The organism is Microbulbifer mixtoriginis (SeqCode) (assembly GCF_052466865.1).
Window position 1 is genome coordinate 1,442,595 of record NZ_CP174293.1, and the last position, 25,601, is coordinate 1,468,195.

The window sequence follows — 25,601 nt, forward strand, 5'->3', positions numbered from 1 at the left end:
TAGCGACATTTCGATTTTTTTGTATTTCCGAGCCTGATTTATTGGACATTCTATGAAGTTGAATTTTATTAAGATGGCACTCATTCTGGGCTTATTGAGCTGTGTTGGGCCTGTTGCTATTGATATGTATCTGCCGGCCCTACCGGATATCGCCCAGGATTTGGGAGCCCCTATAGAGGCTGCTCAGTACACCCTGATATCTTACTTTGTTGCTTTTGGGGTATGCCAACTATTTTATGGCCCCGCTTCGGACATGTTTGGTAGAAAGCCACCGCTGTATTTTGGATTGGTTCTTTTTACCTTGGCTTCTATCGGTTGTGCTCTGGCGCCCTCAATAGAGGCGCTGATCGCTCTAAGGTTTTTACAGGGCGTTGGTGCCGCTTCGGTGATGTCGATCCCCAGGGCTGTGATTCGAGATTATTACACTGGTACCCAGGCCACTCGCTTAATGACTACGGTGATGTTGGTTATTTCTATATCGCCGATGCTCGCCCCGCTGATAGGCAGTACCTTGATAGTCCCTTTTGGGTGGCGCAGTGTATTTTTACTGATTGCTCTGCTGACCCTGGCCAGCTTATTGCTGGCAGTAACCAGCTTGCCGGAGACCTTACATCATCATCACCGTGTACCATTTCGTTTAAATGCCATGCTTGGCGCTTTCTCGACATTGCTGCGCGACCCTGTGTATGTGGGTCTGACTAGCATCGGTGGTCTGGGTATCGCCAGCTTTTTTTCTTTCCTTGCCACGGCCTCTTTCCTGTACACCGATTTTTATGGACTGACACCAACGGAGTTCAGCCTTGCTTTTGCCTTAAATGCGCTGGGTTTCTTTATCTCTAGTCAATTTGCTGCAAACCTGGGGACCCGTTTTGGTTCAGTGGCGGTGGTGAAGTGGGCTACTGCTGGTTTTGCCATCAGCTCTCTGGTGATGTGTATGGTTGTGTTTTGGGGTTATGATCAATTTTTATTACTGGTGGCAATGTTGTTGACCTGTAATATATTCCTTGGGCTGGTTATTCCCACTTCCATGGTGTTATCTCTTGAAGAACATGGCCCCATTGCTGGTACTGCCGCAGCCCTGGGTGGCGCTTTACAAATGTTGCTCGGAGCATTGGCTATTGTTTTAACCAGTCTGGTTTTTGATGGCACGCCTTTGCCGTTAACGGCAGCTATTGCTGTTTGTGGTGTCAGTTCGTTGATTATTTCACGTCTAACTTTGCGGGGAATAGCGCATTTGGCGGTGCCATACTAGAGTTTAAATTTAGCTTGGGCTTACATTTCCTTAGGAGTTGGCCCCTTTGTCCATAAAGTTCGGGAATCTCTTTGTAAGTGAGTTCCCCAAATATAAGGAAGGAGGTCGGCAAGATGGATAATATTCTGGTTTATTCCGATAGTGTTTCCTGGGGCATCATTCCGGATACGCGACAGCGCATGACATTTGCCCAGCGTTGGCCTGGAGTTATGGAGTTCCACTTAAACGAAAATAAGCATAATGTACGAGTGATTGAAAATTGCCTGAATGGTCGCAAGACCGTTTGGGACGATCCATTTCGTGAGGGCCGGCGGGGTGTTGAAGGATTGGCACAGGTGATTGAAATGCACTCCCCATTGCATTGTGTAATCCTAATGTTGGGCACCAATGATTTCCAGGATACTCACGATAATAAAGCCAGTATGTCTGCCCAGGGGGTGGCTAAGCTAGTCTCCGTAATTCGCAGTGCACCTATCGAGCCGGGTATGCCAGTACCTAAGGTTCTAATTGTTGCTCCCTTAACGATCAACAATCCTTGCGGTATTATTGGCTATAAATTTGCTGGTGCGAAAAAACGCTGCGAAGGTTTCCCGCAGGAGCTGGAAAAAGTCTCTAACGATCTGGGTACCTTATTTCTGGATGCAAATAGGTGGGTCAAAGTCAGTGAACGGGATGGTATTCATTTAGACGAGGATCAACACTCGGTTCTAGGCAAGGTGATTGCCGATTTCCTCTCAGACAATAAAGTCTTGCACTAGCAATACAAACTGCTAGCGATCAACCAATTGTTGACTATGGCACCGGAAGTACCGGTGCCGGTTCACTGTAGAATCAGTTGTAGGCACCGCTACTATAAATCAGTTCGTAACTGTGGCTGTATATTTCCAGAATATTGCCAAACGGATCTTCCATATAAATCATGCGATATGGCTTTTCTCCTGGATAGTAATATCTGGGTTTTGGCATACGCTTTTTACCACCAGCTGCGACAATTTTCTCTGCCAGTTCTTCCAGGTTCGGGTCCTGAACACAGAAGTGGAATACGCCGGTTTTCCAGTATTCGAAATTATCCTTGGGGTTTTCCTGGTTGGGAAACTGGAATAGCTCCACACCGATACGATCGCCGGTGGAAAGGTGAGCGATGCGGAAACTACCCCACTTGGCTCCAAAGACATCGGTACACATCTCACCAATGGCGCTGTGATCTTCACTGATTTCCGTTGGTGGCATAATCAGGTACCAGCCCATGACCTCTGTGTAGAACTTAACGGCAGCTTCCAAGTCTGGCACTGAAATACCGATATGAGAAAAGTTTCTTGGATAAACACTCTTCATTAGTCACTCTCCAACAATTACTTTCGCATAAGTTACTGTGCCCAGATCATTACGTATAATTATGATTTGTGATTTTTTTGAGTAACTTTTGTAATGATTAATCCTGTGTGGCTGCGTAGTTTCTGTACTTTGGTGGAGCAGGGTGGCTTTACCAAAACGGCGCAGCACCTGCATATGACCCAATCTGGCGTTAGTCAACACTTACGCCGCCTGGAAGACTTCCTTGGGTTGGCGCTGATCCATCGACAGGGGAAACAATTCACCCTGACCGAGGCAGGCGAAAAGCTATACCTAGAGGCTCAAGATATCGTCGAATCCCTCTCTACACTGGGTCAACGACTTGGCGAAGATCCAGCTTATGAGGGACAAGTGAGTATTCAATCCCCAGGTAGTGTGGGTCTAAAGCTCTATCCAAAATTACTGGACCTGCAAAGAGAATACCCGAAACTGACCATAGACTATCGTTTTGCCCCAAATCAGGCTGTGGAAGAATCCATACTTGGATATAAGGCAGACATTGGGTTTGTAACTAATCCGTCAACAATAGCGGAGATAGCGAGTCAGCCAGTAGGCAGTGAAGAATTACTGCTTGTGACCCCTGCGTCAGTCAAGAAGTTGAGCTGGAGGGTGTTGCTAGAGTTGGGTTATATCGGTCATCCAGATGGTGCTCATCAAGCGGGCTTGTTACTGGGGGCAAATTTCCCAGAATTCCAGCATGTAGATATGTTTAAACTCAAGGGATTTTGTAATCAAATTGGCCTGATCTTGGAACCGGTCAGTATGGGCTTGGGTTTTACGGTATTACCCGCTCATGCAGTCAACGCTTTTCAGAATTTTACGCAAATTAAGCCTCATCGCTTGGCGAACTCTATCACTGAGACTTTATTTCTAATTACACGTCGCCACAAGGCGTTACCGGCGCGGGTAAATACTGTGGTTGCTCTAGCTAGGGAGTGGCTTTAAACCGTTAGAATACTTCGGACATTTTATGTTGCGTTTTATTTGCTGGTTATATCTTGGGATTATTGCCATGGGTGCTCAGGCTGAATTGCCGCCCAGCTCAGCTGTTCAGCAGGAGAAAGACGAGATACTCATGCTACTTGCTTACTCGGTAACTTACCTTGATTGGGTTGGGCCAAAAGAAAAACAGAAGCGCGGCTACAATATTGCAGCAGTCCTGTATGACAATGCGCAGGAAAAAATTATAGGTGTGCAGCGTAATGCAGTTGGTTTGTGTCGAGATAAAACCCAGCATGCTGAAGTGCGATTAATGCAGCAATGTATCGGCAGTAAATGTAGGGGGAAAGAGACTAATTACCTGAATGATACTTCGATCTACAGCACTCTGGAGCCCTGTATGATGTGTGGAGGTATGATGATTTTTCTTGAGGTCTCTAGAGTTATATATGGCCAATCAGATCCGGATTTTGGGAAGAATATAGAAAGGCTGAAGCAGAGTTTTAAGTCTGATTGTAGATATAAATTTGAGTCGAAACCGCATGTGGAAAATGTTTGTAAAATAGATATTCCTGCAAATTATCGAGCTAGAAATATTTCTTCAGAGCCATCTAGTTTACTTCAGAGGGCTCAGCTTGAAGGGGCGTTTTACAATCATCGCTTGTTGTTTAGTAGCACGATTACAGATTTTCTGATGAGTGCTGAAGCGAAGAATATTTATCGTGCTGCTTACCAGCGGCTTATGGGTTTTAAGCCTAAATATCAGGCTAACAATAATCTTCTGCTGGAGAGCCAAAAGCAATTGAAGCAATTAGAAAGTGCTCCAGGAGATATAGATCGGTGTTTAGTGGGGGAGATACATCGCCACTAATTTTGTTAAATGTGAGTCTTTAGATTTTGGGGTGATTGATTTGATTTATTGATGGCAATCATTAGTGGTTTAAAAATTCCTGATTTTTATTGCTTCTAGATGGCTTATTTTTGTTTGATTCGAATTATGAAGATGCTGACGTTCTCCAGAGTTTCAAAAATAGAAGATTAGTCCCAGGCCCACTCTTAAAATTTCAGTTGTGAAAGCATGATCTGAAAAGTTCCATAGGAGTTGTCGGAGAATAGATGGTTGAATTTCTGGGGGCGAGCAATATAGATCGAATGACATCTATATGCTCGCTGGCAGTATTTTCGTGGGCTGTAGAATTAACAGTTAGAGTTTAAATAAGATTATCTTGGTTGGTAGTGTGTTGATTTTTTCTTTTATTTATTTTTTTATTTGACAGGCTTGCTCAAATGTTTTTCCAGCGTTTGTAGGATTCTTCGTACGCTATAATTGTTGAGAACCCTAATTCTTTTGCGACTTGTAACTTGTCCATGGACTGGATGTCCAGTGAATTCAGTTTTTCTCTCCGGGCTAAATCCAATAAACGTCTAAAAGATGTATTTTGTGCATTTAGACGAATCTGTAAGGAACGCTTATTAATTTGCAGTATGTCTGCCAAGAAATCCAGGTTGGCCGCACCCTCTGATAAATAATCTTTGATAATATCTTTACATCGATTGGGTAATGATTCATCTGACTTCATCTTCTGGAGCTGCTTCTTTGCAGTGAGCTTATTAAAGTCAAGGGAGGATTTTCCTGGGCTACATAGTTGTTTATCAAGAATGGAGTTATCAAAGCTAATGCAATTTTTTTGATGTCCAAACTCAATGGGAATATTAATTAAGGAGGAGGCATTATTCATTAATTCGGAATTATGATGAGCAAAGTGAATAACCGGATGGCAGCTTTCATAATCGACAACAATATCTGAAATTAGCTTAAAGATGACTCCAATATTCAATTCAACTTGTTGTGTAGTGAGGGGCGAAAAGCTAGGAATTAAAATATCAAAGCTGGAGCGTTCATTCCCCTCACTGAATAACCCTTGATAGCCTTGCGTGCCCAGTTGTTGGAATTGCGTACCGAGGCTAACAAGATGTCTGACAGTAGGGCAAGCCATTAGGACATGAGCAAATGCTTGAATGCTGGAAATTGACACATCTAGACCAGTACGAAACGCTATGGTGTTATCACTGAAGTAGTCGGATACCTCTTGAAGTGCTTGTCCAGTCATCCTTACTGGTACACGATGTTGTAGGTTTTGAAACTGAGAGTAATGATCACCATATATATTCTTTAACTTATCTTTTGGAAACCCTAGGTGTTGCCAGTATAGTACGTGACGATAAGTGGAAGTTGCCAAGCCTGTTGGCTCAGAAGCATAAAGTTCCTGGTTATTGGTAGTCATACTGATTTTTTTTGTACTGCTAATAATCTATGAAATTGGTCGCCAAATGACAAATAAATTATTTTAGTGAATTTCTTAAGTCAATGTATAAAGCGACGCCATTATAGTATGAGTTTAACACTTAAAGTGTGATTTTGAACCAGTTTTTTTTGACTGACGATTTGGGTTTGGTGAGATTAAATTCCTCCAGTACTTACAAGGTATAATTTTTACTACGCTGGCGGTAACGCTTCCAGTTTTAGCTAATCCTTGCGGAGCAGTTGGTGTTCCAATTTGTCTAGTCCGCGGAGATATAAATTAAAAATGGTTTAATATATATCAGGAGTGAAAATAAAAGCGCTATCGTAATATCGCGCGAAAGCTTTTAATATGATCTGAAACTATAAATTATCGGGTTAAGTAATCTCTTCTATCGTAACAGATAGCTTTCTCGCAGGTGTATATTTTGAGTGAGGTATAGCATCGTCCAGGTTTCCCGCTCCGTCGAATAATTTCTTAGCACTGTTTATCTTTTTCTCACTATTTTATTTTGTTGGAGCCAATGGTTCTTTTGGTTCTATTCGGAATCTTTTTGTCGGTTTGTTGGTTAGCTTAAGGATTTGATAAGGGTAATTCTAATGCTATTAAAGTGAAGGTGGATCAAAATCTTCTTGTTTGAGAAAAATGAAAAAAAATAGTTTTTTTCGCCAATCTATAAGCTGTGGAACTAGTCCTGATTGCATGTGACTGAATTCACGGTAGGTATGTATCTGAGCGATTTAGTATCTGGCCAGTGCTGCATGCTGTAGCCAATTTCTATATGCCCATTAAATCCTGTAATTAGTAAATAATTGTTTACTTCTAAAGTAGAGAAAACTGGAAATGAATAACAGTAGCTTGCCTTTGGCACTTCTGATTACCGCCACATTGGCTGGTTGTGGTGGCGACTCGTCATCTGGGGAATCTGATAATGAGAGCCCGCCTCCTTCGACAGGTTCTGATATAACGGACCCTGGGAATGGATTAGCAATATCGTCTTTCACTCTGATCAATTCACAGGGCAACTCGGATATTTTTTCACTTACCGATGGTGCAGAGATATATCTAAGCCAGGTTGGAAGCCAGTTAAATATTAGGGCAAATAGTGATCAGGCAGAGAGTGTAATATTTGAGTTGGCAGGGGCTCAGACGCACAATATGACTGAAAATGTCTCGCCCTATGCTCTATTTGGTGATGATCAGGGTGATTTTAATCATTGGACCCCCGCAGTTGGAACTTACACCCTTACCGCAACACCTTATTCTCTGGATGATGGGGCAGGCACTGCCGGAACCAGTGCCTCAATTACATTTACTGTAAAGCAGAATGATGGAACCGATCCTACAGATCCAGACCCAGATCCAACAGATCCTCCGGGTCCAGTTGACCCGGATGATATCGGCCATAGTGAACATTGTACTGTTTCCGGTACGCTGGAAAAGTGGCACCGTATAACGATCACTTGTGATGATTTGTATGCATCAGAAAATGATGATGCTACGTTTACCGATTATCGATATAACGTGATATTTACACAAGGTGACTTGTCTTACACAGTGCCTGGACATTTCGCCGCTGATGGCAATTCAGCAAATACAGGTGCAACTGAAGGAACTAAGTGGCGTGCCTACTTTTCACCGCCAACTTCAGGTAAATGGTTCTTCGATATATCTATGAGACAAGGAAGCCAGGTTGCGGTTGATCTAGATACAAATGCAGGTAATGCTATTTCATTTGATGGTGAAAGTGGTTATTTCCCAGTATTACAATCCACAGCACCTGAGCTTGATATGAGGAGTAAGGGATTACTGGTACATAAAAAAGGAACCCGCTACTTGCAGCATCTGGGGGATAAGTCGGTATATATAGAAGGTGGAATGGATAGCCCTGAAAATATTTTTGGTTATTCAGGCTTTGATAATACCGAAAAACACTATAACGTAAATTCCTGCAAAGGCATATTACATAGTTTTGAGCCCCACCTTGGTGATTGGAATAATGGAGACCCTACCTGGAAAGATGGTAAAGGAAAAAGCCTTATTGGTTTAGTGAATTATATAGCTGAAAAAAATGTCAACGCAATTTATATCATGGCAAACACCGAGAGTGGTGATGGTTGCGATGCCCATCCTTGGACGGTATATGATGGTAACCATCGGGCTTTTGATGTCAGCAAATTAGACCAGTGGGAAGTCGCAATGGATCACATGACCAGTAAAGGCATGCTGATTCACTTTATGACGCAGGAAACAGAGAATAATAAAGTTCTGAATAACGGTAATTTAGGGCTCGAACGTAAACTATATTACCGGGAGATGATTTCCCGCTTTGGACATCACCCGGCGCTACAATGGAATATGGGTGAGGAGAGTACTCTTAGCCAAGAGCAACACAAGGCAATCGCTAAATATTTAAAGGATGTAGACCCCTACGATCATCCCACCCTGCTTCATACGTATGGTGGCCAATGGGATCAGCACTATCGGCCATTGTTGGGAAATAGTAATTTTGATGGACCGAGTATTCAAATTGATAATATTCCTAGCGATGCGAACCATCGCAATGCCCCTTATCAGATGAGTAGAAAGTGGCTGACTGAATCCCAGAATAATAACCATCTTTGGTATGTTACTTTCACTGAAGCTTCCGGCGGGCAAGCGCCTGTGCCCCATTCTGAGGTTACCCAAGTTCAGAGGGTCAACTGGATGTGGGGCAGTGTTATGGGAGGTGGTGCAGGATTTGAGTGGTATTTAAAAAATCCTAATTCCGGCCACGCGTATGACTTAGCGGTAGAGAACTTAAGGGAGTTTGACAACCATTGGGAGCAAACTGGTCACTTTGTTAAATTCTTTAACGATATTTTGCAAAATCAACTTGAAGTTAATCTACACAGTTTGAATGTGGATAATGAAGTAACTTCAACCAATAACGATTGGGTGCTTTCAGATAGCGGTAATGTTTATCTAGTTTACTTGCGTGAAGGTGGCACAACGAATATAGAGATTCCAAATGAGGATACCTATAAGGTTTACTGGTTCAATCCAAGAAGCGGCCAGTTGACAACGGGTAATCAACTTGACGGAATAGGTACTCATAGTATTGGCACTGCCCCAACAGAAGCTAATCAGGACTGGGCAGTAGTCATCAAAGCGGAAGGTATAAATAGCAGTGTTCACCCAGATATTGTAAAAGTTCTACCAATTAACCCTAATGATGTTTTACTCGAACCTCAAACTAATTGGATGGATAGTTATTCTATTGGGGATCAATGTTTTTGTGAGTCAACTTTTGACCACAATATTGCCGATATTATGGTTTCGACCGACCATGGAACAATAACGGTTAAAGAAGCTTGTGACCTAATTGGCCCGGGCCCAGGATCGGCTGGCCGTCCCAAATATAATGATATTCAGTGTGGTAACGGCCCGGCAAATGATGCCGGTGATGAAAACTACTGTCCCGGCCGTGTGGATATAGGTAAAGAAGGATGTGGTCATATCGGTCCGATTTGGAATTTTGATAAGTTAAATCCAGATCAACCTGAAGGTGACTACACGGAACAAAACGGCCTGGTAATTATGGAGGCTGAAAATACCTACTCAAATCTAGGTGAATGGATCAAGAAAAATGATATTGGCGGCCATACAGGGAGCAGTTATCTTGAGTTTAATGGTAATACGCCACTAAACGGCCCACCTAAATCTCCCTTGGAGTACACTTTCAATATAACAAGAAGTGGTTTGTACTATTTGCACCTGCATGCTGCGAAAGAAAACTTAATGTATGAGGGTGAGTTTCGTACAGACCTAGCAAATGACGCTTACTTTCGACTTGAAGGAAATTATGAGGCGGGACCTAATGCTGGGAATAGTCACGGTAAAGATGCTCCTCTGGACCTATTAAAAAAAGATACAAAGTTCTTTGGTGGAGAACATAATAAATTCATCTGGGAATCTGGCAATAAATTTGATCCAGGTGGTCATAATAATAAACGTGTCGCCGTTTATAAGCTAAAAGCAGGCGAATCATATAAGCTGGTGATGTCAGGCCGTTCACAGAAATTTAAGGTAGATAGAATAGTTTTCCGGCATATTGATGTTTCTAAATCTGATGCCGAGAATATAAATAATCCAGAAACCGTTGAGTAGTAACTGCCTCAGTGAGAGCCATGGATGGCTCTTTCGCTTGGAGTAGAATAGTTTTCAATTGCGGTCTACTTCATTGCTAAAGGCAGTAATTAGGGCTATATAAGGTTTGGGCCCCCATGGATCATTAGATTGTTAAAGTACACTATTGGTGAATAATGAAATTTCAAATAATAAAAAAATTATTTTGGCTGTCGATTGTTTTTAATTCTGTCCAGATTCAAGCTTTCGAGCCAAAGTCGGATTTTTCGGTGAATTTGGAGCGGGTTCGGTATTGCCAGGAATTTTGGTGCCTCAAACAAGACACCCTATCTGAGTATCGAGCCTGGGAGATAGAGGGTGTTAGTAATAGCCGTCAACTTCATACTCAGATTGCTAGAGTGCAAAACCCAGCACGCGATAAAGTAAAAAACTTGGTATTTATTGCTGCGGGACAACAGCCACCAGGAAATGGTGCAGAAAGTTCTGTGACAGGCCAGAGGTCTGGCTATAAAAAAGACTGTGGAGTGCTAAAGAGATCTTGCTCTCGCAGTATAGATGGACGTTCACTTGCTCGACAGTTACTAGATTCAGAGCATTTTCCAACAGATGAGACCTTCTTAGCGATTGCTTTTGATACTCAATTTAACCAGATGATTAGTGGTAATGAGAAGTCTCGTATAGAAAAGGCATACCTCAGTTGGCTAAAGTCAAAGGCTTATGCCTCCAATCTAGAGACTATTTACTTGGCGGGTTCTTCTCGTGGTGGTTGTCTCGTTATGAGATTGGCGAAAGCTATGCGAGCGGATCCCGATTTTCGTAATATACGAACTGTTGTACACAGTTTTGATGGTGTTTGTAAATGGACCCAAAATGAGTTGGGAGTAACTTCTTCATTCCATCGTAACCCCATGAATTCTAGTTACTTAAGCTATTACACTGATCTCAATACACAATTTCCTTATAAAGATAATTTATATCTTAGGCAGTTGACTGGTGGGGCTGAGGTCATTGAATTATCTGGGGTTCACTCTTTTGCTTATACCGCTCAAGATACTGACCTAGGATGGTATTCACAGAGATGGGTAAATTTGGATCATACGAGTATCGGTCGAGACATGAGTCAGGACGTGAGGTATCAAACAATAGTACCTTTCTTACAGCACTTAGATGACGTGCTTTAGTATATTTTATCTTCTTATCTTAAAGTGTTAGTAGGCACTAAACCCCTGCCATGATAACTACATTGAGGTAGTTATCATGGAGGCTACCTTCTTATCTAAGTGACCTCAATAATTTGAATCAAATCCAATAGTATTCGGTTGTCAGTCAAGGCTATGATAGACCATGCATCAAGTCACCTTTGCCGAAGCAGGATACCGTCTAAAGCACCCTAAAACCCGCCTGGAAAATTCCTTTCTCAAATGGATGACCTTCTCCCTTGGCACAGGCTGGAAGCCCATATAGCTCCCCCTTACCCATCGGGTAAGGAATACTACCGTACTTTTCAGAGACCCTTTAGAGCCGCTATAAAGAGTTCTGACTATGGAAAAGCTAAAACTATGGTCCTCTATGACAGATAAAATAGTTATTAGTAGTTAGAGATCGGTGAGTTAATAAGTCATATCATTAAGGTACGCATTGAGCCAATTTATATTGGCTGCAATTTTTATTACGAAGAAAAACTCTTGAGACTCTTACTAGGGCCTGCCTACACTCATTATTCTATCTACGATAGTTGAAGTAGGTAGACCCTAATAACCTTCTTAGTCCCTTGAGGCATCAAATGCCATATTAGTAACTTGTAAACTTAATCAATAACTATATCCAGAAATGCTGGCTGACTTCTTTGATCAGCATGATCCACAGCAATTATTTTATATCTATAGTTTTTTTCCTGACCTAAATCAGAGTCACTGTAGGTCAAGTGACGGGTTTTACCTATAAACTCCTCATCGCGGAATATCTTATAGTGATGTGTGCCACCATTTTTAATGGCTTCATTCCATGTTAATATTACTTTTCCTTCAGAGTATTTATATTTGAACCCTGTTACCTGCGGTGGGACACCCTCATTATCGTAAAAGCTACAAGGTACTATATCTCTGCCCAAGCCATCGGTACACTGATCTACATTCTTGTTTCTTTTTTCTGAGGCATTCCAATCTTTGGCTATCCCTCCAGTACACATGTTATCAACACAGTAGGGAAGGTCGTAGTTTTGGCACGTTCTACAGGTTTCATATCCCCAGCCGTTGGTGAAAGGAATACGTCGGCTCTTATCTAATGAGGGGAAGTAATTACATACCACCACATGTGCGCCATCGTTATAGGCAGGGTTACTAGAACCAATAATGCTATCGCATTCCGCTACAGCACAGCCAACATAACGGGTTTCTCCATGGCATACCTGGGCCCAATGGCCACATGTTTCTGCATGGCAGAATTCATTATCCCAGTCATACCCATAGCTTTCATCATACCAAGATTTAACTGAGCCGGCCCAGGTCTCGGCAGCATACTGCGATGCCGGTGGATTAAAAATATTAATTGAAACATTTTCTCCGATTTCAATACTACCAGCGGGCAATACAAAAGATACTTCACCTTTAACTTTTTCAAATGCCTCTCTAATACCGGTTGCCTCATTTAAGTGACCAAAATAGCAGGCTGATGCTCTTTCTTTGGCCATTTTTGCCAAAGCATCATCCCAAAAAAGGGTCTGCATATTACCGGCAGATTCTGGGCCGTTACCTTCTCCAGATTCACCCTTCGCGCATCTCTCCCGGTACTCATTATGAGTGTCTAACATGATACGTTTTTGTTCCAAAGAGAGTTCAAAGGAACCATCTTCACCGGGATCGGGATCGGGATCGGGATCGGGATCGGGATCGGGATCGGGATCGGGATCGGGATCGGGATCGGGATCGGGATCGGGATCGGGATCGGGATCGGGATCAGGGTTGGGATCAGGGTTGGGATCAGGATTGGGATTTTGGTTCATCCCTCCATCATCACTAACCTCAGGAATGCCTTTATTGTCATTGTCGGAACCACCCCCGCCACCTGAACAGGCAGCCAGGAGGGCGGATAAACAGATAGCTGTTATTAGTTTGAAGGAATCATTCATATCAGACCCACTTTACACGTTGTACTTTTATAAAATCGAGCGAATTATAGAGAGGCATTTACGTTATTCTGTGAAGCGTGACATGTATTTTATTGCAATATGATTGATGCTTTATGGACTGTTGAGAAGGTAAATTAATTAGTGAAAAATTTATTTATTTTTCGTTTTTTAATCTTGATGCTTGATTTTTGTAATAGTGGAAAGTGAAACAGCATGATATTTATTGAATGGTGCCCTAGAGTAAACTTACTTTAAGTAGCCCGGATTTCTCTTGAGGTTATTGGTCCGGAATCTCAAGGTGAGTTGTAGCTGCGATTAAAACAAATATGGACTAATAGCGATCGCTCAGTAAAAGTTCCAGCAGGTTTTCAATGAAAGTTGCTCCAGATCTTCGGTAGGTTAATTTTAATCTTGCCATTTTTGGAAGTGCTAATTTATTGGTCAATATATTTTATTTGGTTGTTCGTTTATATGGGTGGCCCCCTTTTTGTGTAAATTGGATCAACAATTAAAGGAGTTCAGTAGTGGCAAGCGATTTGTATAGTGCTTGTCTAAGTAGGACGTGGGGAAATGTGTCATCCTATGGGTATGTTTAGGGTGTTTTATTAATCGTAATGCTATTAGGTGACAATAAGTGAGAGTGCGATCTGAATACCTGTAGTAATCTCCAGGTAATGTTTATGTTGATTTAAATGACTTTTTCTAAAATCAAAATTACAAAGTGTTGTGTGTTGGGTCTGGTTCTGTAATATTACACAAAAGGTATCTCAAGACTAATGACGTAATATTCACTATGTATCAGTTTACCTATGAGCCTACCCCCAAAAATATTCTATTGGATTTGATGGGTGTTAATAAGCGACATGAACTGGCAACCAATCAGCTGGGTTTCATATCTGATGCATTTGATGTTTCCACAAATAATTTACGGGTGACACTAAATAGATTGGTGGGCACCGGCCTGATCACTCAAAATCGGCGTGGTATTTACAGTTTGACAGAAAAAGCACTGTCCAAACGCGCTTTTATAAACCGTTGGAAAAACAATACCTTTCTATACGATAACTGGGATTTTAGGTGGATAGCCTGCCACCTACCTAAAAGAGCAGCACGTGCAGTTCGTAAGAAATCATTAATGGTACTTGAGTGGTATGGATTTGCTGAAGGTTTGGATCACCTATTGGTGCGGCCCAATAATCTCACACTGAGTCATGCAAAATTAACCGACATGCTGATTACACTAGGTCTCGAAACCAATGCGCACTGCTTTGTCTTGCAGGATGTATCGGACACACTGGTTAATCAATGGGGACACGATTTGTGGGATATTGAACGTTTAGATCGAGAGTATGATACCTTGATAGATGCTCTTCAGAGCAGTCTTACAAACCTTGCATCAAAGCCTGCCAAAGCTTCGTTATCTGAAACATGCCGCTTGGGTGGCGAGGCTATCCATCGTTTAGCGACTGATCCTTTACTACCAAAAGTAATCAGACCACAAAATAAATACCAGGAACTAAAAAATATTGTACGCAAGTATGACCGTACAGGTCGCAATATTTGGTTGGAACAATTGCAGAAGTTAGGCGTTGACACATAATCACAAAATGGTGACTTGCAATGAATATCCCCCTTAGTAAAGAAGAGGTTAAGCCGTTCCTACAGCGCAGTGATGCCAAGGCCTGGTGGATAGTGGTCAGTACTTGGCTCGGTATAATGGGAATTTTTACCATAGCAGCGTTATTGCCACACTGGGCAATTTATATTGTTGCAGTATTTTTACTTGCTGGGCGGCAGCAGGCCCTGGCAGCCATTATGCACGAAACTGGTCATAAAACACTTTTCGCAACTCGAGCCTATAACAAGTTTGTTTGTAAGTGGTTGTCTTCACCGTTTTTGTTAATGGATGGAGAAACCTATATAAAAAGTCATATGATGCATCACCGCAAAGCCGGCACAGATCAAGATCCAGACCTGCAAAACTATAAGGATTATCCTGTCAGTAAAAAGAGTTTGGTTAGGAAGTTTTCCAGAGATTTTTTGGGGTTAACTGGTTTGAAAGCGAATTTATATTTATTTTTGAGTGGGCGAGACTTACTAAGCCGTAAAAAGCGAGTGAATTTTCAGTTAACCCGAGGTTTATTCGTTAATAGTGTAATGTTTGCCATACTGTGGGCTTTTGGTGTCCCGCAGTTATATCTATTGTGGATTGTGGCTTATCTTACCGTTTATATGGCTATTATTCGGATGCGTCAGATCGCCGAACACGCTGGGGTCAAAGATCTTTACCACTTGGAACCAAAATACAATACGCGTTCGGTGCCTAGGGGTATTTTAGGGCTTCTGTTTGTCAGTCCCACAGAAGGTTTGAGTTACCACTGTGAACATCATGCCTACATGGCGGTGCCCACATATAACCTCAGGGCGTTGCATAAGTTGCTAAAGGATCGTGGTTATTACGATGATGTTGAGCTGGCCAGTAACTATTTCGGTGTTTTGAAACAGGTAGTGAGATGAGGCGTAGCTAAGGTCAAGTATTTATTTGCACCAGTGCTGCTTACTGGTGCAATGCTTTTTGAGCATACTCAGCCAAAGTATGCGTGATTTCTTTAATTAATTTGGATTTCAAATTCCAAACATGCCAGTACAAGGGGATTTTCAGATGCTGATCTGGAGTCAGCTTGATAAGTTTCTCTTGTCTTAACAAATCCTCCACTTGTATATCTGGGGCCATTCCCCAGCCCAAGCCTAATGTCAGAAAATTGAGGAATCCCTTAGAGGAGGGGATTTCGTGAGACGGGTATTGGCCGGCCTCTATTCCCCAAAACTGCTTTAAGTATCGGCTTTGCAGCTGGTCCTTATAGTTGAATTCAACTGCAGGGGCATAGCGAAATTCATCCACATCGACTGGGTCCGAGAAGTAGTGTGCCTTAAAAGCCGGAGTGCATACCGGGTAGTAAGCCATGTGTCCCAATAGAATGGACTGGCAGCCCTGCAGGTTACTGGTTACCGAACTAATACAGCCAATGACTTCTCCGTTCTTGAGCAACTCTAAGGTGGCTTCCTGGTCATCGACCTTCAAGTCAACAAGTAGGTGGTGGGAACGAATGATGGGGGTTACGGCTTTAAGGAACCAAGTATCCAGGCTATCCGAGTTAAGGGCGATACGCACCTTATTTTGGTTGCTATAACGGGTTTTGCTGCCCTCTGGGTCTATGTCTGCTAACAGCTCGTGTTGCAAAAGGTGCATCTGTTGGAAATAACCCAGCACCTTAAGACCGGCTTCAGTAGGGCGTAGTGGTGTTGATCGGATGAGTAGGGCCTGCCCGACTTGTCCCTCAAGCGCTTTGATTCGCTGGGATACTGCAGATTGACTGACGTGAAGCAAAGCGGCGGCCTTATCAAAACTCTGCTCCTCTACCACGAAAGCAAAGGCCTGAAGCTGTTTGAGATCTAACATAAGATTTTCTTATGAGGTATCAATATAATTAAATTTACTTATTCTAGCTCGCCTCTTAATCTCCCGCCACTTTCCGACCCGCACACCGCGGGCAGACCCCAATGACCACAGGAGGCAACGTGATTTCGGGTTTGTTGCTAGCCCCTCTGACCAAGGGCTTTATCACTACCATCAGCTTGATCATGGCAATTGGCGCGCAGAATGCTTATCTATTGACGCAGAGTATTCGCCGTCAGTATCACTACAGTATCGCTGCGCTGTGTGTTCTGATGGATATTGTCCTGATCACCAGTGGTGTCTACCTGGTATCACACTTGGCCCAAGCAGAAGGAAACTGGATGGTCTGGTTGACCTGGTTGGGCGTGGCCTTCCTGATTGGCTATGGTGCTATGGCGTTTCGTTCAGCTTTTACCAATAAGGGGCTAGAGGATAAGAAAGAGTGGGTTAAATCCAGGCGCTCTGCCTTGATTACCGCTGTGGCGCTTACCCTGTTAAACCCCCATGCTTATGTGGATACGGTTGTCCTGATTGGCTCGGTTGGTGCCCAGTATGCAGGGGAAGGTACTTTATTCTTTGTGATTGGCGCTTGCAGTGCCTCGGTGCTTTGGTTTGCGCTGTTATCGGTTGGTGGCAGTATGATGCAGCCGCTGTTTAAGAACCCAAAAACCTGGCGAGTACTGGATGTACTGGTGGGTATTATGATGTGGTCGATTGCTGCCAGCCTTCTCTGGGCACAGTAGTAAGTTCACTTAATGTGGAGTGGTGGCAGGTAAATTTTATTGGCTCACTGCTCTGATGCATACATGCCTGGATAAAACACGTTTATCCAGGCATTTCTCAATAATCTCAAGTTAAAAAACACTAACTGGTGGCAGCTTCCCCTTAGGCAATGGCCATCTCTTTATTTTCTGCGTTTCTGCTTAAGTGGCGACCCATATTGATAGCCGGCTTCTCAATCAGCTTGTACACCAAAGTTCCCAGGGCAATACTCACAAGAGTCGTGGCCAACATATAGACCTCTACGGAATAAGCAGAAAATGACTGTGCCCACGATTGCTGTATGGCCCAATTCAGCCCACGCATCACAATGGGGTGGAATAGATAAACGGAATAACTGATGGTTCCCAATGCTACCAGACTGCGCCATGGCCTAAAGGGTACTAGCAGAACTACAAAGAAAATAGCCAAAGCAATGAGATGCGGTAGGGCAAAGCGCAAAGGGTCTTCGGTGACCGGTTTACCGAGGAAATAAAGAAACAAAACCATCAGCGGAATAGAGAAGGTGCCTGCTACTGCGAGAATGGCATACCAGTAGTTTGTCTTACGCACATAACTATGTCGGATCAAGGTTCCGCAGAACATAACGGCGATACAGAAAGGAATATAAGTAATGGTGGGAGCCATCTCTGGCAGCTTAATGGGTAATTGTTCTAATAATTGCCAACCTATAAATAGGGATAACCCTCCCCAACAGAAGAGTAGCAGGACCAGGGGGTTAGCAAGTTGCCGTTTGGCAAAAATCAATGCACATAAGCAGTAAAAAATTAATTCAACTGTCAAGGTCCAGTAAAGCCCTTGCACATTATCAAACCCCATTAACCCCTGTAGCATGGTTGTGTTTGCGGCAATAGTGGCCGCAGGATACATCCAGTCGCTGATAAGCCAAGTTAGCCCAAGTGCCATAAATAGCGATGTCCAGTAGGCTGGATAAAGACGGAAGAAACGGCGAATGGCAAAGTTCTTTAAGGAGCTTTGAGCACTAGAGAGGCTAAAAGGAATAACAAAGCCCGAAATTAAAAAGAAACAGATTACTCCTATTCGGCCAAAATCTAGTTGGTTCACAAACTCAGCCAGCTCGGTGCCATGTTGGGCGATACTGGAATTACGAATAAAAACTTCACTACTGTGTTGCCAAACAACAAGAATTGCTGCAAGCCCCCGCAGTGCATCAAGGTTAAGTAAACGGCTATTCATAGATTTGCTGTATTCCTTTAATCAGCAGAGGAAAACCCATAGGTTTTAGAATTTATTTCGCTGCTACGGGCAAGCTTGAAATGCTATAAATAGCATTTAAGGCGAGCCGTAATTAAGTACAATGATAAGCCTTTACAAGGCAATTTATACTTAAAATCAGGTCAAGGAAATGAGCATTATTGCTTAAAGCGAACGGTTCTTAGCTTCCAGAGGACACTGATGAATGAACCGAATCCTACCATAAATCCTCGAATCAGAGGATAATTCAGTCTTACTTGCTGATCTTTTCGAGGCTGATTATTAAATAAACAGTCAAAACTTCAACGGCACAAACTGATTAGTCACTAATATCGCAAATAAGAGAAACAGAAAAGTTCCCACTACCCAAAAACTGGATGTAATAAAAGGCAATGTTTGCATTGTCATGGTATGCCCCTCATGTTCGGATTGTGAATCATGGGTGGATGAGGGGATTGGCTGGCTATTCTTGATATCAGGATCAGTTTCCGGTGAACAGAACCCTAGACAGGGCGCAGGACCATCCAGTCCTGGTAGGGTCATGCATCCGTGTTTTAGGTGGTTTTTTACCAGCCAGTAGTTGATGGGATAAGCGATAAAGCCACCGACAATGCTTGCAAGGCTCATTCGAAACCAAAATGTGGCATTGGTGGGATCTTCCGATTCTGGCCACAGTGAAGCCAGTATCACCATGGTAGGAATCATTCCCCCCATTACCATATTCATAGAAACCGTTTCAGCAAAAAATGTCTTGCGCACCGCTTTCAAATAGTTGCCCTGGTACATACCCAGCATCATCAACGCCTGAAAAATGAACAGCCCGCAAATGAAGCCAGCAATATACTCAATGGTGGCATCCCAGCCATTGGTGAGTCCAAAGAAGGGTACAATGGATGCGGCAATAACAATACCGGTGGCATCACCGGCCAGGCAGTGCATCTCACTATTGACACTCTGTTTCCAAGTGGCGCGCGTAAATGCATCGTGGCCACCGGGAAAGGGGCGCCGGCAAGTCAGTAAATACAGAATCAACCCAACAACACCTGTATATACAACAACCAGTATCCACGCCATGCGCTGTACCCAGCTGGTCGGCGCGTTGGTGATAGAATCCCAAACGACAAAGACCACACTTATAGCCGCGAAAATAAACCAGACAAGCATAGCGCCATTTAGCATGCCAGATTCTCTTTAAGGATTATGCCGGTATCTAGTAGTTTAATTGATAGGTGCTGGTTTTTGAGAATCCGGGTGAGCATTAGCTACTATCTACCCACCGCTATATAGTTGTATATATACATACTTTTGCTGCGCTATGGCGTATGCAGGAGTAATACCTTTAGTCTTTATTTTAATCGACATTTAAAACTTCCTGATGAAGCCGCTTAACGTTTTATATTGAAATTGCTTAGGGTGATTTATTTTGCACTCTAGGGCTTTCCATAAAAGTATTTGGTTGTTTTTGGTGTATTTAGATAAATTTAATGATGAGCTTTATAAGCTAAGCAATAAAAGATAGTAAATTCTTTGTGGCGGCTAAACACTAAGGCAAAACCACCTCGAGAGGACTATTTTTAATCTCTGGATGAATGTCAATTTGTAAGTATCATAAATAATATATTTTGGATATTAATATACATTTTATGATAAATACTAAATGGAGATACAATGTCTAAAGATCCTCAACTAGTCGCCGAACAACTAAGGAAGCCATCTGGCGCCTTAGCTTCAGATACTGCACTGCAGATGAATAAGGCTAATAAAGCAACGAACCTGGCCGCACTAGAATTACTTTGTGTGGTGGATCATGACCATATTCTTGAGATTGGGCCTGGCAATGGTAAATTTGCAGTCGATGTACTTCGAAAAGGTTCCAGCATTCGCTATACCGGAATTGATTGGTCTAGTGAAATGGTAGCGAGCGCGAAAACTCTCAACTCTAAACACATTGAATCGGGACAGATGGACTTTAAGGTTGGAACATCGGAGAGGTTACCGTTTGCTGACAGTCAATTCGAGAAGGCGATTACTGTCCACACCATCTACTTTTGGGAATCTATCAAAACGCATTTGTCTGAAATACGCAGAGTACTGGTGCCTGAAGGAAAGTTTTGCTTAGCTTTTGGTGATAAATCCTTTATGCAGAATTTATCATTTACATCGTTTGGGTTTCATCTTTTTGATGAAAGCGATATTCGGACTCAATTAATTGAAGCTGGCTTTAGGGTTCTATGCTGTGAAAGGCATATTGAATATGGAGAGAGTAATACCGGAGATCGAGTAGAAAAGTTAATAAACATTGTTTTATGTGAGGCCTGAATAAAGGGTCATATGAGCTTAATAAGCTTAGTGTTGCTACCGATTGTTTCTGGTGTTATTCAATTAAAAATAGCGTATGAAAGCTCAAGAATAGACATGGTTTGAGTATTGGTAAACTCTATAGAAAGTGTTTAATGTGTGGTATCTGTTTGGCGAGATGCTTGAATGATTAATTATTAATATAGCTAATTTGGTAATGATAGGTATCAGTATCTTTGCACATATTGATGGTTATCTTGTGTATTTGTCAGTGTCCGAGCAATGTCATCTAATAACTTATCATAGTACTTTGCATTTCTTTCACCAGACTTCTTCAGTTTTTTCAAATTTTTGGGAGATGCATCATCTAATGCAGAGTTCGCATCATAGAGATCTGGCTGAATTCGGTAGTACTTTGTGTTTTCTACGGTTGATGAAATTTGTTTCAGGTAATAATGGTTCATTTGAGCTCCGCCACTTAATGCAATATCTATAGCTGGCCTTGCCCAGTTGAAAATGCCCCAATTTTTCGTTTCTTTGTATTTGTAACTTGTTAGCTGCTTACCAGTACCAAGAGACACAATAATCATATCCTTGATCCCACTCACACCGCTAAACTTAATGGCTTCTGAGTAAGCACATAAAGCGGGGTCACTGGCAACCATACCACCGTCTACCAGTATATATTTTTTGTTAATTGGTGATAGTGAGTAAATACGTGCGGGTTCAAAGTAGGTTGGTGCGGCGGTGCTGCCTCGTAGTAAATCGCTAACTAGAAAGTCTTCATTTCTCACTAATGCGCAGTGTTGCCTAAAGATAACTTGCTCTCGCTTTTTAATGTCATAGGAAATAAAACAGGTGGGTTTTAATAGTTCACTAAGCTTTGTTTTTCCAAAATATTTCTTCAAAATCTTTTCTAGTTCATGTGTAGAGTATTTTTCTTCCTTGAGTAGTCTCAGCTTATCCAGGTAAGGCCAGATTCCACCATTAAATACCTTATCTCCTTCTTTAAAATAAATATTAACGGCTTCCTGGGCTGAAAATTTTGGCCTTCCCTCTTCATTAGGGAAAATATAGGCCGCGCCTAATACGGCGCCAGTGCTTGTTCCTGCAATGAGGTCAAAAAAATCTCCTATTCTGGCGTCGGGGTTGCCTGATTGCACTTTTAGCTTCTGTTCAAGAGAGACCAATATCTCACCGGGCAGTATGCCTCTTATTCCCCCTCCATCAATAGATAGGATTCGGATCGCCACTGTTAACTCTCCCTGGATTCATTCATTGAGTGCAATTGTAGAAAGATAGCACTAGGCTCAATGGTTAATGCCTTAAATGTGAGAGGTGATTAATGCATGTAAAAATAAGTTTCTGGTATTAAAAAATACATGTTGAGCAGTACGGCTGTATTCATAAAATGAATAAGTTAATTTTAAAGAAAATTCACATATGCACAGGGCGTGAGTTTTGTTGGGTTTGATCACTGGTTTGTTAAAAGGCAAAAGAGAAGGCCATTTTTAATGGCATATTGAGGCTAGCGTGTTTTCGAATTGTCTAAGACCTTAGGTTGTCGGCCCGGCGCTTAATTAATCATGCCAATACAGAAGGGCATTTAGACACACATAGTAACTATCTTGACCCGGACTACAATGAATCAGGTTCAAGAGGCGCCGAAAGTGGAGCTTCTCAGATTAAGGAAATTTGCTCAAGGGTACCCACTATGGCTATGAACCTCGCACAGAAACTGATTAAGAGTCATCTCGTGAGCGGTTCATTGGAACCCGGCAGCCCAATAGAGATAAAGATTGACCAGACACTGGCTCAGGATGGTACTGGCACTCTGGTGATGTTAGAGCTAGAGGCGCTTGGTTTATCACAAATCAAAACTGAGCTTTCCGCACAGTATGTAGACCACAACCTTCTACAGACGGACTTCAAAAATGCGGATGATCACCTGTTCCTGCAAAGCGCCTGTCGCAAGTTTGGGCTTTGGTTTTCACGCCCTGGAAACGGTGTAAGCCACCCGGTACATATGGCTTGCTTTGATATTCCCGGAAAGACGTTACTTGGCGCCGATAGCCATACCTGTGCAGCCGGCTCTATGGGTATGCTGGCCATTGGTGCTGGTGGTCTACAGGTGGCCATGGCTATAGCTGGCGTTCCCTTCGCGCTGAAAATGCCGAAAGTGCTCGGCGTAAAGCTTGAGGGTGAACTACCTCCCTGGGTCAGTGCCAAGGACATCATCCTGGAAATGTTGCGCCGGCAAACGGTCAAGGGCTGTGTGAATAAGATTGTCGAATACCACGGTCCAGGCCTTGCCAATCTTACCGCTATGGACCGCCATGTAATCGCCAATATGGGGCAGGAGATGGGTACCACGGCCAGTGTCTTTCCTGCCGATCACGCTGTGAAGGCCTTCCTCAAACAACAGCATCGGGAAAGCGATTATGTAGAAATGAAAGCCGATGAGGGTGCCAGCTATGACGAAGAAGATACCATTAATTTATCTGATCTTGAGCCGCTGATCGCCTGCCCATCCAGTCCAGACAAAGTGGTAACCGTACGTGAAGTGGCTGGTCGCCCTATTTACCAGAGCTATATTGGCTCTTCTGCTAACCCTGGGCTGAGGGATTTCGCCATACCAGCGCGTATCGTCGCAGGTCGTCGATTAGCCGACGATGTCTCTTTTGATATCAACCCAACCTCGCGCCAATTGCTCGAGGAGCTTAGCCGGAGTGGCGATCTCACAAAACTACTTGAAGTGGGTGCGCGCTTGCACCAAACAGGTTGTGGCGGTTGTATCGGTATGGGGCAGGCTCCGGCCACTGGCCGTATCAGCCTACGTACTGTGCCACGTAATTTCCCCGGTCGATCCGGCACAGCAGATGACCAAGTCTATTTATGCAGCCCAGAAACCGCCACTGCCAGTGCACTGAAGGGCGTGATCACCGATCCTCGTGATCTGGACATGGACTATCCCAGCTTTAGTGAGCCGGAATATCTGCCAGATATAAGACCTTTACTTCAGCCACCACAAGAAATACCCGTAGCCGTTGAGCTGATTAAAGGTCCGAATATCAAACCGTTGCCAAACTTTGAAAAGCTTCCAAACACCTTAACGGGTCCGCTTTTACTGAAAGCGGGTGACAACGTTTCGACAGATGAAATACTGCCTGCTGGAGCGGAGATTTTACCTTTACGCTCAAATATTCCCGCCATTAGTCGCTATACATTTTCCCGTATTGATGAAAACTTTTACCAGCGGGCGATAAAATTGAATGGTGACTGTTTTGTTGTTGGTGGTGAAAATTATGGGCAAGGCTCCAGCCGTGAGCATGCAGCGGTATCATCACGATTTCTTGGGGTAAGGTGCATAATTGCAAAAAGCATGGCTCGTATCCACCGCCGTAATCTCATTAATTTTGGTGTTCTGCCACTACTTTTTGAGAGCTTTGATGATTACGATCGACTTGAGCAGGATTCAATCCTTGAGATTGACAAGCCAATAGCACAACTGAAATCAAACAATTCTGTAAAGCTTTTGATTAAGTCAACCGGCGAGAGTATTAATCTGCGCAGTGACTTGTCAGCAGATGAAATCGAAGTGCTAGAGGCTGGTGGCATGATTAATCAAGTACGAGAAAAGTATCTGAGTAACGAGAAATAGTGGGTTTTAGTGTACCCGTAAATTACTCAAATGCTTTAATTAAATACTTTTTATATCGAATAGCCTTTTACACTAAGTGGCATCCTGTTTTTCTAACCACTTTAGAATGATCTGATTTGTTTCTTCCGGTTTTTCCTGTTGAATCCAATGGCCGCAGTTGAGACTGACTATATCAACATTGGGAACGAACTCTTTTAAGTTTGGAGCCTTAGGGATCAAGTCTCGATCGCCGTAAATCATAAGTGCTGGCTTTTGGATGGTTGGCTCTACATCTGCCAAGATCTGCCAATTTCGGTCAAGGTTTCTATACCAATTAATACTGCTCATGAACCCTGTTTTCTCAAATGCGGAAACAAAAACAGCCAGTTCGCTATCACTCATTAAGGGCTCGCCAAGTGGCGCCTCTGCTTTGGCGAGATCGATCATCATCATTCCAGGCTCTGGTGGTGCTGGAGGTACGTTCTTGCGGAATATATTGCGAAGGAATTGTGAAGTATTTGCATCTAACACAGTGTCCGCGATGCCTGGCTGTCGGTTAAAGTGAACGATGTAATAGTCGCTTCCTAGGAATTCCTCCATAAACTCGACCCAAGGCTTTTCTGTGCGAGCCTGGTAGGGTAGGGCCATATTTATAACTTTGTTGACCCGGTTTGGATGTAATAGCGCAAGCCCCCAAACTACCATTGCGCCCCAATCATGGCCGACAAAGGTGGCATCTTTGTATCCGTAGTGATCAAGAAGTGCGACGAGGTCACCCGACAAGTTTTCAATGCCATAGTCAGTTATATCGGCAGGACGGGATGAATTGCCATAACCACGCTGGTTTGGAACGATAACATGGTAGCCGGCTGCGGCAAGTACAGGCAGCTGGTGGCGCCAAGAATAGGCATGCTCTGGCCAGCCGTGACAAAGCACAATAGGTTTTCCCGTATTCTGTTGACCTGCTTCAAAGACTTCTAACTCAACACCGTTGACTGGAATAAGAGTGGGCTTGGGGAATTCGGTTAGATTAAACAATGTATTTCTCCTTTTTTGAGGCTCAACAATGCCTTATTTGCCGGACAGCCCCTTTTCTTCGACTTGGGGCT

At 43.1% G+C, this 25,601-nt stretch carries 19 protein-coding genes; 11 read left to right on the forward strand and 8 right to left on the reverse strand.

The window, feature by feature from the left end; all coding sequences use genetic code 11:
• Positions 1–52 precede the first annotated feature (52 nt).
• Positions 53–1,252: a multidrug effflux MFS transporter gene (locus ACJJJA_RS06450; RefSeq protein WP_444885806.1), complete on the forward strand. Its 1,200-nt coding sequence runs from the start codon at positions 53–55 to the stop codon at positions 1,250–1,252.
• A 113-nt stretch (positions 1,253–1,365) separates the two neighbouring features.
• Positions 1,366–2,010, forward strand: a complete 645-nt coding sequence (locus ACJJJA_RS06455) for an SGNH/GDSL hydrolase family protein (RefSeq protein WP_252084889.1) — start codon at positions 1,366–1,368, stop codon at positions 2,008–2,010.
• 73 nt (positions 2,011–2,083) lie between these two features.
• Here ACJJJA_RS06455 and ACJJJA_RS06460 read toward each other — a convergent pair whose 3' ends face one another.
• Complete coding sequence (locus ACJJJA_RS06460) at positions 2,084–2,587, reverse strand: lactoylglutathione lyase family protein (protein WP_252084890.1); 504 nt, start codon at positions 2,585–2,587, stop codon at positions 2,084–2,086.
• Between the two features lie 93 nt (positions 2,588–2,680).
• Here ACJJJA_RS06460 and ACJJJA_RS06465 point away from each other — a divergent pair, with 93 nt between their 5' ends.
• Both ACJJJA_RS06465 and ACJJJA_RS06470 read left to right on the forward strand, forming a co-directional pair.
• Positions 2,681–3,550, forward strand: a complete 870-nt coding sequence (locus tag ACJJJA_RS06465) for a LysR family transcriptional regulator (protein WP_444904066.1) — start codon at positions 2,681–2,683, stop codon at positions 3,548–3,550.
• A 25-nt stretch (positions 3,551–3,575) separates the two neighbouring features.
• Positions 3,576–4,415: a nucleoside deaminase gene (locus ACJJJA_RS06470; RefSeq protein ID WP_444904067.1), complete on the forward strand. Its 840-nt coding sequence runs from the start codon at positions 3,576–3,578 to the stop codon at positions 4,413–4,415.
• 412 nt (positions 4,416–4,827) lie between these two features.
• On the opposite strand, the gene ACJJJA_RS06475 is transcribed toward ACJJJA_RS06470, so the two are convergent.
• Entirely contained in the window at positions 4,828–5,829 is a 1,002-nt protein-coding gene (locus ACJJJA_RS06475; protein WP_444904068.1) for an AraC family transcriptional regulator ligand-binding domain-containing protein, read from the reverse strand.
• Positions 5,830–6,690: 861 nt separating this feature from the next.
• Between ACJJJA_RS06475 and ACJJJA_RS06480 the strand changes: the two genes are divergently transcribed.
• On the forward strand, positions 6,691–9,996 hold the full coding sequence (locus tag ACJJJA_RS06480) for a DUF5060 domain-containing protein (protein WP_444904069.1): 3,306 nt from the start codon (positions 6,691–6,693) through the stop codon (positions 9,994–9,996).
• 155 nt (positions 9,997–10,151) lie between these two features.
• Complete coding sequence (locus ACJJJA_RS06485) at positions 10,152–11,156, forward strand: hypothetical protein (RefSeq protein ID WP_444904070.1); 1,005 nt, start codon at positions 10,152–10,154, stop codon at positions 11,154–11,156.
• Positions 11,157–11,782: 626 nt separating this feature from the next.
• Here the strand turns inward: ACJJJA_RS06485 and ACJJJA_RS06490 are convergent.
• A complete protein-coding gene (locus tag ACJJJA_RS06490; RefSeq protein WP_444904071.1) occupies positions 11,783–13,102 on the reverse strand; it encodes a CAP domain-containing protein in 1,320 nt (439 codons plus the stop codon).
• A gap of 793 nt (positions 13,103–13,895) precedes the next feature.
• Between ACJJJA_RS06490 and ACJJJA_RS06495 the strand changes: the two genes are divergently transcribed.
• Both ACJJJA_RS06495 and ACJJJA_RS06500 read left to right on the forward strand, forming a co-directional pair.
• Positions 13,896–14,702 carry a hypothetical protein gene (locus tag ACJJJA_RS06495; RefSeq protein WP_444904072.1) on the forward strand — a complete coding sequence of 269 codons (807 nt, stop codon included), beginning with the start codon at positions 13,896–13,898 and terminating at the stop codon, positions 14,700–14,702.
• 116 nt (positions 14,703–14,818) lie between these two features.
• Positions 14,819–15,619: a fatty acid desaturase family protein gene (locus tag ACJJJA_RS06500; protein WP_444898865.1), complete on the forward strand. Its 801-nt coding sequence runs from the start codon at positions 14,819–14,821 to the stop codon at positions 15,617–15,619.
• 40 nt (positions 15,620–15,659) lie between these two features.
• On the opposite strand, the gene ACJJJA_RS06505 is transcribed toward ACJJJA_RS06500, so the two are convergent.
• A complete protein-coding gene (locus tag ACJJJA_RS06505) occupies positions 15,660–16,562 on the reverse strand; it encodes a LysR family transcriptional regulator ArgP (protein WP_444904073.1) in 903 nt (300 codons plus the stop codon).
• Between the two features lie 101 nt (positions 16,563–16,663).
• Between ACJJJA_RS06505 and ACJJJA_RS06510 the strand changes: the two genes are divergently transcribed.
• Positions 16,664–17,302 (forward strand): LysE/ArgO family amino acid transporter, encoded by a 639-nt coding sequence (locus ACJJJA_RS06510; protein WP_252084900.1) that lies wholly within the window; start codon positions 16,664–16,666, stop codon positions 17,300–17,302.
• 142 nt (positions 17,303–17,444) lie between these two features.
• Here the strand turns inward: ACJJJA_RS06510 and ACJJJA_RS06515 are convergent, their stop codons facing one another.
• The gene (locus ACJJJA_RS06515; protein ID WP_444898864.1) at positions 17,445–18,536 is read right to left on the reverse strand and encodes an acyltransferase family protein; all 1,092 of its coding nucleotides are present in this window, start codon (positions 18,534–18,536) and stop codon (positions 17,445–17,447) included.
• Between the two features lie 312 nt (positions 18,537–18,848).
• A complete protein-coding gene (locus ACJJJA_RS06520) occupies positions 18,849–19,733 on the reverse strand; it encodes a DUF4396 domain-containing protein (RefSeq protein ID WP_444904074.1) in 885 nt (294 codons plus the stop codon).
• Positions 19,734–20,222: 489 nt separating this feature from the next.
• On the opposite strand from ACJJJA_RS06520, the gene ACJJJA_RS06525 reads away from it, so the two are divergent.
• A complete protein-coding gene (locus tag ACJJJA_RS06525; RefSeq protein ID WP_444904075.1) occupies positions 20,223–20,873 on the forward strand; it encodes a class I SAM-dependent methyltransferase in 651 nt (216 codons plus the stop codon).
• A gap of 206 nt (positions 20,874–21,079) precedes the next feature.
• Here the strand turns inward: ACJJJA_RS06525 and ACJJJA_RS06530 are convergent, their stop codons facing one another.
• Positions 21,080–22,105 (reverse strand): patatin-like phospholipase family protein, encoded by a 1,026-nt coding sequence (locus tag ACJJJA_RS06530; RefSeq protein WP_444904076.1) that lies wholly within the window; start codon positions 22,103–22,105, stop codon positions 21,080–21,082.
• A 467-nt stretch (positions 22,106–22,572) separates the two neighbouring features.
• Between ACJJJA_RS06530 and ACJJJA_RS06535 the strand changes: the two genes are divergently transcribed.
• Entirely contained in the window at positions 22,573–24,513 is a 1,941-nt protein-coding gene (locus ACJJJA_RS06535) for an aconitate hydratase (RefSeq protein ID WP_444905230.1), read from the forward strand.
• 72 nt (positions 24,514–24,585) lie between these two features.
• Here ACJJJA_RS06535 and ACJJJA_RS06540 read toward each other — a convergent pair whose 3' ends face one another.
• On the reverse strand, positions 24,586–25,530 hold the full coding sequence (locus tag ACJJJA_RS06540; protein WP_444891037.1) for an alpha/beta fold hydrolase: 945 nt from the start codon (positions 25,528–25,530) through the stop codon (positions 24,586–24,588).
• Positions 25,531–25,601: the final 71 nt, after the last annotated feature.